This window comes from Rhizobium sp. FG96 (assembly GCF_057808655.1).
In genome coordinates, this window is the sequence record NZ_JBMDIL010000004.1 from 398790 (window position 1) to 412115 (window position 13326).

At 61.2% G+C, this 13326-nt stretch carries 11 protein-coding genes; 5 read left to right on the top strand and 6 right to left on the bottom strand.

What is annotated here, in order from left to right; all coding sequences use genetic code 11:
* Positions 1-81 precede the first annotated feature (81 nt).
* Complete coding sequence (locus tag ACODR6_RS10365; RefSeq protein WP_489022472.1) at positions 82-1467, bottom strand: RsmB/NOP family class I SAM-dependent RNA methyltransferase; 1386 nt, start codon at positions 1465-1467, stop codon at positions 82-84.
* A complete protein-coding gene (gene htpX, locus ACODR6_RS10370) occupies positions 1458-2420 on the bottom strand; it encodes a zinc metalloprotease HtpX (RefSeq protein ID WP_112718085.1) in 963 nt (320 codons plus the stop codon). The genes ACODR6_RS10365 and htpX overlap by 10 nt, the downstream gene beginning before the upstream one ends.
* Before the next feature lie 110 nt (positions 2421-2530).
* On the opposite strand from htpX, the gene ACODR6_RS10375 reads away from it, so the two are divergent.
* Together ACODR6_RS10375 and ACODR6_RS10380 are read left to right on the top strand one after the other, a co-directional pair.
* Entirely contained in the window at positions 2531-2752 is a 222-nt protein-coding gene (locus ACODR6_RS10375; protein ID WP_489022473.1) for a DUF1674 domain-containing protein, read from the top strand.
* Positions 2753-2810: 58 nt separating this feature from the next.
* Positions 2811-3248: a thermonuclease family protein gene (locus ACODR6_RS10380; RefSeq protein ID WP_489022474.1), complete on the top strand. Its 438-nt coding sequence runs from the start codon at positions 2811-2813 to the stop codon at positions 3246-3248.
* Between the two features lie 33 nt (positions 3249-3281).
* On the opposite strand, the gene acs is transcribed toward ACODR6_RS10380, so the two are convergent.
* Positions 3282-5237 (bottom strand): acetate--CoA ligase, encoded by a 1956-nt coding sequence (gene acs / locus ACODR6_RS10385; protein WP_489022475.1) that lies wholly within the window; start codon positions 5235-5237, stop codon positions 3282-3284.
* 232 nt (positions 5238-5469) lie between these two features.
* On the opposite strand from acs, the gene ACODR6_RS10390 reads away from it, so the two are divergent.
* The gene (locus tag ACODR6_RS10390; protein ID WP_112718077.1) at positions 5470-6171 is read left to right on the top strand and encodes a DUF1013 domain-containing protein; all 702 of its coding nucleotides are present in this window, start codon (positions 5470-5472) and stop codon (positions 6169-6171) included.
* A 71-nt stretch (positions 6172-6242) separates the two neighbouring features.
* On the opposite strand, the gene ACODR6_RS10395 is transcribed toward ACODR6_RS10390, so the two are convergent.
* From ACODR6_RS10395 to ACODR6_RS10405, 3 genes are all read right to left on the bottom strand, one after another.
* A complete protein-coding gene (locus ACODR6_RS10395; RefSeq protein WP_112718075.1) occupies positions 6243-7151 on the bottom strand; it encodes a flagellin N-terminal helical domain-containing protein in 909 nt (302 codons plus the stop codon).
* A gap of 177 nt (positions 7152-7328) precedes the next feature.
* Entirely contained in the window at positions 7329-9239 is a 1911-nt protein-coding gene (locus ACODR6_RS10400; RefSeq protein ID WP_489022476.1) for a propionyl-CoA synthetase, read from the bottom strand.
* Positions 9240-9320: 81 nt separating this feature from the next.
* Positions 9321-9980 (bottom strand): YggS family pyridoxal phosphate-dependent enzyme, encoded by a 660-nt coding sequence (locus ACODR6_RS10405; RefSeq protein ID WP_489022477.1) that lies wholly within the window; start codon positions 9978-9980, stop codon positions 9321-9323.
* Positions 9981-10180: 200 nt separating this feature from the next.
* Between ACODR6_RS10405 and leuS the strand changes: the two genes are divergently transcribed.
* Together leuS and lptE are read left to right on the top strand one after the other, a co-directional pair.
* The gene (gene leuS / locus ACODR6_RS10410; protein WP_489022478.1) at positions 10181-12811 is read left to right on the top strand and encodes a leucine--tRNA ligase; all 2631 of its coding nucleotides are present in this window, start codon (positions 10181-10183) and stop codon (positions 12809-12811) included.
* Complete coding sequence (lptE, locus tag ACODR6_RS10415) at positions 12801-13322, top strand: LPS assembly lipoprotein LptE (RefSeq protein WP_130282982.1); 522 nt, start codon at positions 12801-12803, stop codon at positions 13320-13322. Before leuS ends, lptE begins: the two co-directional genes overlap by 11 nt.
* The last annotated feature ends 4 nt before the right edge of the window (positions 13323-13326 follow it).

Sequence of the window (13326 nt, forward strand, 5' to 3'; positions counted from 1 at the left end):
AATAGGTGAACGAGAGCCGCTTTCACCGGGTGGGCTGCATTAATTCGTGACAAAGATGAAATATAAGAAGCTGCCTTGCAATCAGGCAACACGTCGCAACACCGCGGCATAGAAACCATCCAGCCCCGAAGCGATCCCATCAGTCATCGGCAGCATGACGGGGGTCGTGCGGAAATCGCCAAGCGGGCTGATGGCCTGCTCAAGGCCCGGCCAGGATGCCGCCTCGATCGGTACCCGGGCAATACCGGGCACATCGGCCAGAACACGCGCAATCACATCCTCGCCTTCGGCGGGATCGAGCGAGCAGTTCGAGAAGACGATGACGCCATCAGGCTTCAGAAACGTCAGCGCGTGACGCAGCAGCCGCTCCTGGACACCGGCCAGCTTTTCGATCTCCTCCGGTCCCTTGGTCCAGAGCACATCGGGGTGGCGCCGGGTCGTGCCGGTCGAGGAGCAGGGAGCGTCGAGCAGGATCGCATCGAAACCTTCTTCAGGCTGGAACTTGGTGAGATCCGTGACCAGCGTTTCCGCTTCCAGCCCGAGCCTTGCGAGATTGGAACGCAACCGCTTCAGGCGGTTTTCGGACTGGTCGATGGCCGTGACTTTGCCGCCGGCAAGGATCAGCTGGGCCGTCTTGCCGCCCGGCGCAGCGCAGAGATCGGCAACGCGCTTGCCGGTGAGATCGCCGAACAGTTTCGCAGGGATGCTGGCTGCAGCATCCTGTACCCACCAGGCGCCGTCCTCGAAGCCTTCAAGCGAGGGAATGCTGCCATCGAAGGCGGCCAGCCGCACACCGCCCGTCGGCAGCACGGCGCCGTTCAGACGCTCTGCCCAGGCGGCGGCATCGGCTTTCACGGTCAGGTCGATTGCCGCGGGTTCCAGCTGGGAATCCGAAATGGCGAGCGCCGCTTGCCTGCCGTAAGCCTTGCTTAGACGCGCCAGGAACCAGTCCGGCATGGCCGGAACATCGGCAACGGAGGCCAGGATCGCTTCCTTCTCGCGGCCGAGACGGCGCAGGATGGCGTTGACGAGCTTGGCAAAGCGGCGGTTGCGGGGATCGTTGTTCGCCTGCTCGACGGCGAGGTCGACGGCCGAATGATCGGGCACGTCGAGATAAAGGATCTGCGCCGCACCGACGACGAGAACGTGATGCAGAGCGCGGGCGCCATCCGGCAGCGGGGAATCGAGAAGCGAGGCAATCGCTGCATCGATACGCGGCAGATGCCGGAGCGCCGAATTCAGGATCGCGCGGACAAGCGCGCGGTCGCTTTCGCCGAGCGCCTTATAGGCCGGATTGCCGTGCTCGTGATCGAGAGCGCCATCGAGCGGCAGCTTCTTGTCGACGACCGCAGCAAGAATCTTGGCGGCAGCAGAGCGCGCCTGCAGACCGGGCTTTGTCGGCGGGCGTTCACCCGGTTTGTTGCTGTTCTTATTGGCTGGCTTCTTGCCGTTCGAATTCAAGACCACGGACCTTTAGGCGGTTGGGAATCACCGCGGCCAAGGCCGGTATCCGGAACAGAGCGCGATTTCCGCGACGGATTAGCAGTCCGAACCGGTGCAGTCGAGACATTCATGCCGCCGCGGGCCATTTCCTGCAGCGCGGCGATGCGGTTTTCAGTGTTCGGATGGGTCGAAAACAGGTTGTCCATGCGCTCGCCGGAGAGCGGATTGATGATGAACATATGCGCCGTCGCCGGATTGCGCTCCGCGTCATAATTCGGCACCTGCGCCGCGCCGCGGGCGATCTTGCCAAGCGCCGAGGCGAGCCAAAGCGGATTGCCGCAAATCTCGGCACCGCGCCGATCGGCCGAATATTCGCGCGTGCGGCTGATCGCCATCTGCACCAGCATGGCAGCCAAGGGCGCCACGATCATCGCGACGAGAACGCCGATGAAGCCGAGCGGATTGTTGTTGTTGCCGCGATTGCCGCCAAAGAAGAAGGCGAAATTGCCGAGCATCGAGATCGCACCGGCGAGTGTCGCAGTGATCGTCATGGTCAGCGTGTCGCGGTTTTGAACATGGGCGAGCTCATGCGCCATGACGCCGGCCACTTCCTGCGGCGACAGAACCTGGAGGAGGCCGGTCGAGGCGGCAACGGCGGCGTTCTCGGGATTGCGGCCGGTCGCAAAGGCATTCGGCTGCGGATTGTCATAGAGGTAGACCCTGGGCATCGGCAGACCGGCATTTCGTGCCAGATCGCGAACAATGCCGTAGAATTCAGGCGCATTGCGCTCATCGACCTCCTGGGCGCGATAGGCCGACAGCACCATGTTTCCCGAATTCCAGTAGGAGAAGAAGTTCATGCCGGCGGCGATCAGGAAGGCGATCATCATGCCGCCGCGGCCACCGATCAGGAATCCGACGAACATGAACAGGGCCGTCATGAAGGCAAGCAACATGGCAGTACGAACGAGGTTCATCGAGGGTCTCCATCTCCTATGTGGCGGCTCAAGGGTTTCAATCGGCCCTTCCAGGCACTATGATTTGGTTATTCGCCCGCCACTTTCAATATTTCCGGCAGGATAGCCCCATGCAATCAGCTGACAACGACAACACCGAAGGCCCAGCCGCGGAAAGCGCCGCAGCGCGCAAGCCCCTTTCGCCTGCCGCCAAACGTGCGCTCGCCGAAGCTGAAGAGCGCCGGCGCAGCGCGACACCCATGAACCTGCCCCCGGAAATCGGCGGCCGCGGCGGCGCCGAACCCGCCCGCTTCGGCGACTACGAGATCAACGGCCGCGCCATCGATTTTTAAGTAAATATTCCTATTGACAGTGGCAAATTATCGGAATTTATTCCTCTATATGAGGACGATGATTTCGATTCTTGTCGCCATGTCTGCCTTTCCGCTTACAGCGGAGAGCGCCGAGCAGATTGCCGGTCCGGTCGCTGCGGAGATCATTCGCGTCATCGACGGTGACACGCTTCTGGTGGAAGCGGCCCCCTGGCCGCAGCAGCGCATTGAAGTCTATGTCCGCATCCGCGGCATCGACGCACCGGAAATGAAATCGAAATGCCCCGCTATCAGGCAAGCAGCCGAACAGGCACGTTCCGTGCTGGATGAAATGGCGGCCAGTTCGCCGCACATCAGGCTGACCAATATCAGCGGCGACAAATATTTCGGCCGCATCGTCGCCGATGTCGCCATGCAAGACGGCAGGAATCCGGCTCAGGAGATGCTGAGTGCTGGCCTTGCCGCCGGATATGATGGCGGGCGCAAGCCCCGTATAGCCTGCGCCAGCAGCAATTGAAAAAGCCGCTCCGGATGGGAGCGGCTTTTGAGATCAGCCGCTCGCCTTGTTCTGGCGATTGGCGATGAGATCGTCGACGACGGCGGGATCGGCGAGCGTCGAGGTATCGCCGAGCGATCCGAAATCGTCCTCGGCAATCTTGCGCAGGATGCGGCGCATGATCTTGCCGGAGCGGGTCTTCGGCAGACCCGGCGCGAACTGGATCTTGTCGGGCGACGCGATCGGGCCGATTTCGGTGCGGACATGCTTGATCAGCTGCTGGCGCAGTTCGTCCGAACCCTCGTTGCCGGCCATCAGCGTCACGTAGCAATAAATGCCCTGACCCTTGATCGCATGCGGATAGCCGACGACGGCGGCCTCCGAGACGAGATTGTGCGAGACGAGAGCCGATTCCACTTCGGCCGTGCCGAGACGATGGCCGGAAACGTTCAGTACGTCGTCGACGCGGCCGGTGATCCAGTAATAGCCATCCTCGTCGCGGCGGCAGCCGTCGCCGGTGAAATACTTGCCCTTGTAGGTCGAGAAGTAGGTCTGGATGAAGCGCTCGTGGTCGCCATAGACGGTGCGCATCTGGCCCGGCCAGCTGTCGGTGATGCAGAGATTGCCGTCGGCCGCACCTTCGAGCACCTTGCCCTCATTGTCGACCAGCTGCGGCTTGACGCCGAAGAACGGCACGGTGGCCGAACCGGGCTTCAGATCGGTCGCACCCGGCAGCGGCGTGATCATGTGACCGCCGGTTTCCGTCTGCCACCAGGTATCGATGACCGGGCAGCGCTTGTCGCCGACGACGTTATAATACCATTCCCAGGCTTCCGGATTGATCGGCTCGCCGACGGTTCCGAGCAGCCGCAGCGAGGAGCGCGACGAGCGGGTGACGAAATGATCGCCGGCGCCCATCAGCGAGCGGATCGCCGTGGGTGCGGTGTAGAAGATGTTGACCTTGTGCTTGTCGATGATTTCCCAGAAACGGCCCTGATCCGGGAAGTTCGGCACGCCCTCGAACATCAGCGTCGTCGCGCAGTTCGAAAGCGGTCCGTAGACGATATAGGAGTGACCGGTGACCCAGCCGACATCGGCCGTGCACCAGTAGATATCGCCGGGGTGATAATCGAAGACATATTCATGCGTCATCGACGCATAGACGAGATAGCCGCCGGTGGTGTGCAGCACGCCCTTCGGCTTGCCGGTCGAGCCCGAGGTGTAGAGGATGAACAGCGGATCTTCCGCCTTCATCTTCACCGGCGGGCATTCGGCCTTCACGGTAGCGACTTCCTGGTGGTACCAGAGATCGCGGCCCGGCGCCCAGCCGGTCTTGCCGCCGGTGCGGCGCACGACGAGAACTTTCTCGACGATGACATGCTGCTTGGCGGCGATATGGATCGCAGTGTCGGTATTTTCCTTGAGCGGTACCGGCTTGCCGCCGCGCACGCCTTCGTCGCAGGTGATGACGAAGGTCGATTCACAGTCGACGATACGGCCGGCCAGTGCTTCCGGCGAGAAGCCGCCGAAGACGACCGAATGTACGGCGCCGATGCGCGAACAGGCGAGCATCGCATAAGCCGCTTCGGGGATCATCGGCATGTAGATGGTGACCCGGTCGCCCTTCTTGACGCCGTTCTTCTTCAGCACATTCGCCATCCGGCAGACATGCTCGTAGAGCTCGTTATAGGTGATCTTCTTGTCGACATAGGGATTGTCGCCTTCGAAGATGATGGCGGTCTGGTTGCCATGCGTCTTCAGGTGACGGTCGATGCAGTTATAGGAGACGTTGGTCTGGCCGTCTTCGAACCACTTGATCGAAACCTTGCCGGTGAAGGAAGTGTTCTTGACCTTGGTGTAGGGCTTGAACCAGTCGATGCGCTTGCCGTGCTTGCCCCAGAACTTGTCCGGATTCTCGACGCTCTCCTCGTACCACTTCTCGTATTTCGCCTTGTCGATCAGGGCATGGCTCTTCACCGGTTTGGTAACCGGATAGATCTTCTCCGACATGGAAACTCCTCCTCACGCGGGCACCGGTTTCGCCGCACGAAGCAGCGCCCGGGACTCAATTCAGGGCATTCATAGCAGGTCAAAACGGCCCGGCAATTAGACAAAGGTCATTTCATTCCGGATCAATTGCAATTCTGTGTCACTCCGGTTATATAGCGCCAATATTTCCCGGACATTGTGGTGACAATCCACGGACCGCGACACCGGCGCGGACGACAGAAGGACTATATCCATGGCTCAACAACTGCTCATGCCGAAAGCGACTGCCATCTGGCTCGTCGACAACACGGCGCTGTCTTTCGACCAGATCGCACAGTTCTGCAAGCTGCATCCTCTGGAAGTCAAAGCGATCGCCGATGGTGAAGCTGCGCAGGGCATCAAGGGCCTGGATCCGATCGCAACCGGCCAGCTGTCCCGCGACGAAATAGCGCGCGCCGAGGGCAACCCGAACCACAAGCTGAAGCTTTCTGAGCCGAAGGTTCGCGTTCCGGAATCGAAGCGCCGCGGCCCGCGCTACACGCCGGTTTCCAAGCGCCAGGATCGCCCGAACGCCATTCTCTGGCTGGTTCGCAACCATCCGGAACTGAAGGACGCCCAGATCTCGCGTCTCGTCGGCACCACCAAGTCGACGATCGAGCAGATCCGCGAGCGCACCCACTGGAACTCCGCAAACCTGACGCCGATGGACCCGGTAACGCTCGGCCTCTGCAGCCAGATCGACCTCGACATGGAAGTCGAAAAGGCAGCCAAGGGCCGTCCGCTGCCGACCGCAGCCGAACTGGGCGCAACGCTCGAATCCGCTCAGGAGACCGAGCGCCTGACGCCGAGCTACGAGCGTGAAGAAGAGCGCGAAATCGACGCCGATGCGGTCTTCGCAAAGCTGAAATCGCTGAAGTCGTCTTCCAAGGATGAGGACGAAGACGATCAGTTCTGATCGTCTTTCTCTCCAAACGAAAAACCCGCCGGATCGCTCCGGCGGGTTTTTTATTGGCCGCTTGCTGCCGCTTAGCTGCGGAACAGCGACAGGATGTTCTGCGAAGCGGAGTTGGCGATCGACAGCGACTGGATCGCAAGCTGCTGCTGCGTCTGCAGTGCCGTCAGTTTCGACGATTCCTCTTCCATATCCGCGTCCACCAATCGCCCGACACCGGAGTCGATCGAGTCGCTGAGTGTAGAGACGAAATTCTCCTGCAGCTGAATGCGCGTCGAAATCGAGCCGAGCTGCGAACCGGCGCTCGTCATCGCCTTCAGTGCGTTCTCGACATTGTTCAGCGCCGAGGCGATATCGTCGGACGACAGGTTGCTGATGTTCATCGAGTAGACCGAACCGACCGAGCCGTTGGACGTGCCGAGAATGCCCGTCGAGGTGTCGATAACACCGCCGGTCGTCGTGCCGAACAGGACGTTGCCCGTCGAACCGCTGTCGAGAATGTAGTCGGTCATCTTGACCGAGATGCCATTCGAGCCATCGCGAACGAAGGTCGAGACGACGCTCTTCGTGCCGTTGCCCGCAACCCAGTTTTCACCGGAGAAGGAGGCCGACTCCGAAATGCTCTTCAGCTGCGCCTGGAGCTGGGTGATTTCTTCCTGGATCTTCGACTTGTCGACGCCCTTTTCAGTCGCGGCAACGATCTTCGCCTTGATTTCGGTAACGACGTCGATGGCGTTGTCCATTGCCGAATAGGCGGTATCGACCTTGGCGGCGCCGAGACCCAGCGCGTCGGAGACGGCCGACAGCGCCTTGTTGTCGGATTTCATCGTCGTCGCAATCGACCAGTAGGCGGCATTGTCGGCGGCCTTGGCAACGCGGAGGCCGGAAGAAACGTGTGCCTGCGTCGTCTGCAGGCTCTGGTTGACGCTGCGCAGGGTCTGAAGAGCTGACATCGCAGCCGTGTTAGTCAGGATGCTTGACATCGCTTTTTCCACTTCTCGTGAGGATGAAGGAGCATACCGGCAGAGGCCGGCGGTGGCGGTGCTTCATGCTTCACCTGAGCTCAGGTGTCCGTTGAGGGAAAGCTAATGAGAACATGGTTAACAAGTCGTCAACGATGGTCACATCTCGTCAACGATTCTTACCAAATAGCAAATATCCTATATGGTTCGGGAGCCAAAACCCCTGTGGCGCAAGGCTTCTGCGACTTCTTCAAGTGTTACCGGGTCATCAATTGTCGCAGGCATTTTCCAGGGAAGACCATCCGCAATTTTCTGAATCGTGCCCCTCAGAATCTTGCCGGAGCGCGTTTTTGGTAACCTTTCGACGGTGATGGCAGTTTTGAAGGCGGCAACCGGACCAATTTCTTCACGAATCATTTTAACGACTTCTGATTCGATCTCCGGTGATTCGCGCCGCACGCCCTTCTTCAGCACGAGCAGTCCACAGGGCACCTGACCCTTCAGCGAATCAGCGATTCCGACCACGGCGCATTCGGCAACATCGGGGTGCCTAGCGCAGATTTCTTCCATCGCACCCGTCGAAAGACGATGCCCGGCACAATTGATGATGTCGTCGGTGCGTGACATGATGAAGAGATAACCATCCTCATCGATATAGCCGGCGTCGGCCGTCTTATAGTAGCCCGGAAACTCATCGAGATAGGCCGAACGAAACCGGGCATCGGCATTCCACAGCGTCGGCAGGCATCCGGGCGGCAGCGGTAGCTTGACAACGATATTGCCGAGCGTGCCCGCGGCAACCGGATGACCGGCATCGTCGAGCACCTGGATATCGTAGCCGGGCATCGGCATCGAGGGCGATCCGTGCTTGACCGGCAACTCGCCGAGCCCGATCGGATTGGCAGCGATCGGCCAGCCGGTCTCTGTCTGCCACCAGTGATCGATGACGGGCACGCCAAGCGTCTGCTCCGCCCATTTCAGTGTTTCCGGATCGGCGCGCTCACCGGCAAGAAACAGAGCCCGGAACTTCGCTTTCTTATAGCGTGCCGCAAGCTCGCCATCGGGGTCCTCTCGGCGGATGGCCCGGAATGCCGTCGGCGCCGTAAAAAGCACCCGCACATCGTAGTCCGACACGACCCGCCAGAATGCCCCGGCATCCGGCGTGCCCACCGGCTTGCCCTCATAGATCAACGTCGTTACCCCAGCCAGCAGCGGCGCATAGACGATATAGGAATGGCCGACCACCCAGCCGATATCGGATGCCGTCCAGAAGACCTCGCCGGGCTTCAGCCCATAGATATTCGCCATCGACCAATGCAACGCGACCATATGGCCGCCATTGTCGCGCACGACGCCTTTCGGCTGGCCGGTCGTTCCCGATGTGTAGAGGATGTAAAGTGGATCGGTCGCAAGCACCGGCGTACAGCCGATATCCGCACCGCGATAGCGATCCACCGTCCCGGCGAAATCAAGGTCGCGCCCCTCTGTCAGATCGGCTGCAAGCTCCTGCCGCTGCAGGACGAGGCAATGGGCAGCTTTGATCTTTGCAGTCGCAATGGCCTGATCGACAAGCGGCTTATAGGCAACGACACGGCCGGGCTCCAGACCGCAGCTCGCCGTGATGACCAGCTTGGCACCCGAATCATCGATACGCGATGCGAGCTCGCTGGCGGCAAAGCCGCCGAAGACGACGGAATGCACGGCCCCAAGCCGGGCGCAGGCCAGCATCGAGAAGATCGCCTCTGGCACCATCGGCATATAGAGGATCACGCGGTCGCCTTTGCCGATGCCGAGTGCGCTCAGCGCCGCCGCAATCGCCTTCACCTCATCGAGCACCTCTCCATAGGTGAAGCGCCGCTTGGCGCCATTCATGGCGCTGTCGAAGATGATAGCACTCTCGCCACCCCGTCCGGCGGCAACATGGCGATCGAGGCAATTGAAGCAGGTATTGGTCTCGCCGCCATCGAACCAGCGGCCATAGACGCCGTCACCGGCAGAAAATATCTGCTCCGGCTCCCTGAACCAGTCGATCGCCTCTGCTGCTTTCTTCCAGAAACCCTCGGGATCGGCTTTCCAGCTGTCATAGACGCTGTGATAGTGGCTCTGCATCTGCTCCTCCCCAGGACATGCAAGCTATAGAGCCAATCTAGGGGAGGGAGGTGCGGACAGGAAGCCCGACGAAAGACGAGCTTAGCGAGCGCCGAAAATTGCCGAGCCGACGCGCACGCTTGTGGCGCCGAAAGCAATCGCCGTTTCATAATCTCCCGACATGCCCATCGACAGCTTTGTCAGCCCGCAAGCCTTTGCAAGCTTGGCAAGCAGGGCGAAATGCGGCCCCGGATTTTCCTCCGCCGGCGGAATGCACATCAGCCCTTCGATCGCCAGCCCAAGCTCGTTGCGGCAGAGATCGACGAAAGCGGCGGTATCGTCTGGCGCAATACCCGCCTTCTGCGGCTCCAATCCTGTATTGACCTGAACATAGAGACGAACCGTTTTGCCCTGCCGCTTCATCTCATCGGCAAGCGCCCGGGCAATCTTCTCCCGGTCGACAGTCTCGATGACATCGAAAAGCGCAACGGCATCTTCCGCCTTGTTCGACTGCAGGGGCCCAATCAAATGCAGCTCGAGGCCCGCCGTCTCGCTTTTCAGCTCGGGCCATTTGCCCTGGCTTTCCTGCACGCGGTTCTCGCCGAAGACCCGCTGACCGGCGGCAATCGCCGGGCGGATGGCATCGGCATCGAAGGTCTTCGACACCGCAACAAGCTGCACCGAGCCCGCCGGACGCTTGATCCCGGCCTCTGCTTCGGCAATGCGTGAACGCACCTCGTTCAGCCGCTCTTGAAGTTCCATCGCTTACCCCCGACATGATGCTAGGTGATGACGGCAGAGCACTAAACGCGGCATGCGTGCTTGCCAAGACCCACCGGCCCGAAAACGGCCTTTCCTGCGCCCGATCGGGCATTTGCAGCACCCGCAAAACTTGACGCTACGGTGGTTTCGTGGTGAAGGTCACCACCAACTTCCCCTGATTTTCCGGAAATTCGAATACCATGGCTACCGAACGTTATAATCCGCGCGACGCCGAGCCCCGCTGGCAGCAGAAATGGAACGAGGCAAAGGTCTTCGAGACCGACAATGCCGATCCGCGCGAGAAATACTACGTCCTTGAAATGTTCCCGTATCCGTCGGGCCGCATTCACATGGGCCATGTCCGCAACTATGCGATGGGCGACGTCGTCGCCCGCTACAAGCGCGCCCGCGGCTACAACGTTCTCCACCCGATGGGCTGGGACGCATTCGGCATGCCGGCGGAAAACGCGGCGATGGAACGTGGCGTTCACCCGGCGTCCTGGACCTATCAGAATATCGGCTCGATGAAGTCGCAGCTGAAGGCCATGGGCCTGTCGCTCGACTGGAGCCGCGAGTTCGCGACCTGTGACGTCGAATATTACCAGCACCAGCAGCACCTGTTCCTGGATTTCCTGGAGAAGGGCCTGGTCTACCGCAAGCAGTCGAAGGTCAACTGGGACCCGGTCGACAATACCGTTCTGGCCAATGAACAGGTCATCGACGGCCGCGGCTGGCGTTCGGGCGCTCTGGTCGAGCAGCGCGAACTGACGCAGTGGTTCTTCAAGATCACCGATTTCAGCCAGGATCTGCTGGATGCACTGGATACGCTCGATCAGTGGCCGGAAAAGGTCCGCCTGATGCAGAAGAACTGGATCGGCCGGTCGGAAGGCCTGACGATCCGTTGGGAAATCGTCGCTGAGACTGCGCCTGCCGGCGAGACCGAGGTGACCGTCTACACGACGCGTCCCGACACGCTGTTCGGCGCATCCTTCCTGGCGATCGCCGCTGACCATCCGCTGGCCAAGGAAGCCGCCGCCAGGAACGCCGCGATCGACGCCTTCTGCGAAGAATGCCGCCGCGCCGGCACCTCGCTGGCCGCGCTCGAAACCGCCGAAAAGAAGGGCATCGACACCGGCATTCGCGTCAAGCATCCGCTGGATCCGTCCTGGGAGCTGCCTGTCTACGTCGCGAATTTCGTGCTGATGGACTACGGCACGGGCGCCATCTTCGGCTGCCCGTCCGGCGACCAGCGCGACCTCGATTTCGCCCGCAAGTACGATCTTCCTGTCGTGCCCGTCGTCATGCCGAAGGATGGCGACGCAGCAAGCTTCGCTGTCGGCGACACCGCCTATGACGGCGATGGCGTGATGATCAACTCGCGTTTCCTCGACGGCAAGACGACGACCGAGGCATTCGAGATCGTTGCCGACAAGCTGTCTTCGACCGAGATCGGCGGCGCGGCCCAGGGCGAGCGCAAGGTGAACTTCCGCCTGCGCGACTGGGGCATTTCGCGCCAGCGTTACTGGGGCTGCCCCATCCCGGTCATCCACTGCGATGATTGTGGCGTCGTGCCGGTTCCGAAGAAGGACCTGCCGGTTCAGCTGCCGTCAGACGTCACCTTCGACCAGCCGGGCAATCCGCTCGACCGTCACCCGACCTGGCGTCACGTTGCCTGCCCGCACTGCGGCAAGGACGCGCGCCGCGAGACGGACACGATGGACACCTTCGTCGATTCGAGCTGGTATTTCACCCGCTTCACCGCGCCATGGGAAAAGCAGCCGACCGATCCGAAGGCCGCCAATCGCTGGCTCCCCGTCGATCAGTATATCGGCGGCATCGAGCACGCGATCCTGCACCTGCTCTACTCGCGCTTCTTCACCCGCGCCATGCGCGAGACCGGTCATGTCGACGTGAAGGAACCCTTCAAGGGCCTCTTCACCCAAGGCATGGTGGTGCACGAAACCTACCGCCGCGGCACGGGTTCGCACGGCGATTGGGTGGCGCCTGCGGATATCCGGATCGAGGAAGTCGACGGCAAGCGCCGTGCCTTCCTGCTGGAGGGTGGCGATGAAGTATCGATCGGCTCAATCGAAAAGATGTCGAAGTCGAAGAAGAACGTCGTCGATCCCGACGATATCATCGCGTCCTACGGCGCCGACACGGCCCGCTTCTTCGTGCTGTCGGATTCTCCGCCGGAGCGCGACGTCATCTGGTCCGAAGCAGGCGTCGAAGGCGCCCACCGCTTCGCCCAGCGTCTGTACCGCCTGATTTCCGAAGCATCGGAAGCGCTGGCAGCGGTGCCTGCGAATCCGGCTAAGGATGGCGAGGCGTTGGCAATCTCCCAGGCCGCTCACAAGACGCTAAAGGCCGTCCAGAACGATTATGACAAGCTCTGGTTCAATAAGGCCGTGGCGCGCATCTATGAGCTCGTCAATGCGCTCGCGTCGCCGCTGACAAAGGTTGCGGCCGGCGAAGGCGACGCGGCCTACCGTTCTGCCGTTCGCGAAGCATCGCAGATCCTCGTCCAGCTAGTGGCCCCGATGACCCCGCACCTGGCTGAAGAATGCTGGGCAGCACTCGGCAATACCGGCCTGCTGGCGCAAGCTGCATGGCCGGCCTATGACGAGGCGCTGACAACCGAGAATGATGTCGTTCTGCCGGTCCAGATCAACGGCAAGAAGCGTGCTGAATTGACAATTTCTCGCGACGCGGATCAGAATGCCGTGACCGAAGCAGTGCTTGCTCTGGAGGCGGTCACCGCCGCCCTGAACGGCCAGGCGCCGAAGAAGATTATCGTGGTTCCGCAAAGGATTGTGAACATTGTCGTCTGATTTCGCTTCGAAGCTCGGCCGCCGCGCCGCTCTCGGCATCATCATCGCTTCCGCGGCACTGCTGAGCTCCTGCCAGGTCCGTCCGCTCTACTCGGAATCCTCCGGGGTCACCGCGAAGCTCTCGTCGGTCGGCTTCTCCGAGGCGACCTCGCGCGTCGAGCAGGAAGTCCGCAACCGGCTGATCTTCATCGCCGGCCGCGGAGCCGGCGAGGCGGAAAACCCGGAATATGAAGCCGAAATCCACGTCCGCTCGAGCGTTACCGACACGCTGCTCGTGCAGTCATCGGACACTGCCCGCGCCGGCCGCGTCACGGTCAGCGTCGACTATACGCTGCGCTCGACCAAGGATAGCCAGGTCATCAAGGCGGGCAATCGCTATGCAACTGCCCTGCTGGATTATCCCGGCCAGGAATTCGCTAAGCAGCGTGCTGTTCGCGACGCGGAAAACCGCGCCGCACGCGAAGCTGCAGAATTCGTAGGCCTCGATATCGCCGCGGCCCTCGGCCGCTGAGGGC

What these genes read in the sequence shown, in the direction of transcription:
- htpX (WP_112718085.1), bottom strand. Translation starts at nt 2,420, where the DNA reads ATGAACCTCGTTCGTACTGCCATGTTGCTTGCCTTCATGACGGCCCTG.
- ACODR6_RS10400 (WP_489022476.1), bottom strand. Translation starts at nt 9,239, where the DNA reads ATGCAGAGCCACTATCACAGCGTCTATGACAGCTGGAAAGCCGATCCC.
- acs (WP_489022475.1), bottom strand. Translation starts at nt 5,237, where the DNA reads ATGTCGGAGAAGATCTATCCGGTTACCAAACCGGTGAAGAGCCATGCC.
- leuS (WP_489022478.1), top strand. Translation starts at nt 10,181, where the DNA reads ATGGCTACCGAACGTTATAATCCGCGCGACGCCGAGCCCCGCTGGCAG.
- ACODR6_RS10380 (WP_489022474.1), top strand. Translation starts at nt 2,811, where the DNA reads ATGATTTCGATTCTTGTCGCCATGTCTGCCTTTCCGCTTACAGCGGAG.
- ACODR6_RS10395 (WP_112718075.1), bottom strand. Translation starts at nt 7,151, where the DNA reads ATGTCAAGCATCCTGACTAACACGGCTGCGATGTCAGCTCTTCAGACC.
- ACODR6_RS10375 (WP_489022473.1), top strand. Translation starts at nt 2,531, where the DNA reads ATGCAATCAGCTGACAACGACAACACCGAAGGCCCAGCCGCGGAAAGC.
- ACODR6_RS10390 (WP_112718077.1), top strand. Translation starts at nt 5,470, where the DNA reads ATGGCTCAACAACTGCTCATGCCGAAAGCGACTGCCATCTGGCTCGTC.
- ACODR6_RS10405 (WP_489022477.1), bottom strand. Translation starts at nt 9,980, where the DNA reads ATGGAACTTCAAGAGCGGCTGAACGAGGTGCGTTCACGCATTGCCGAA.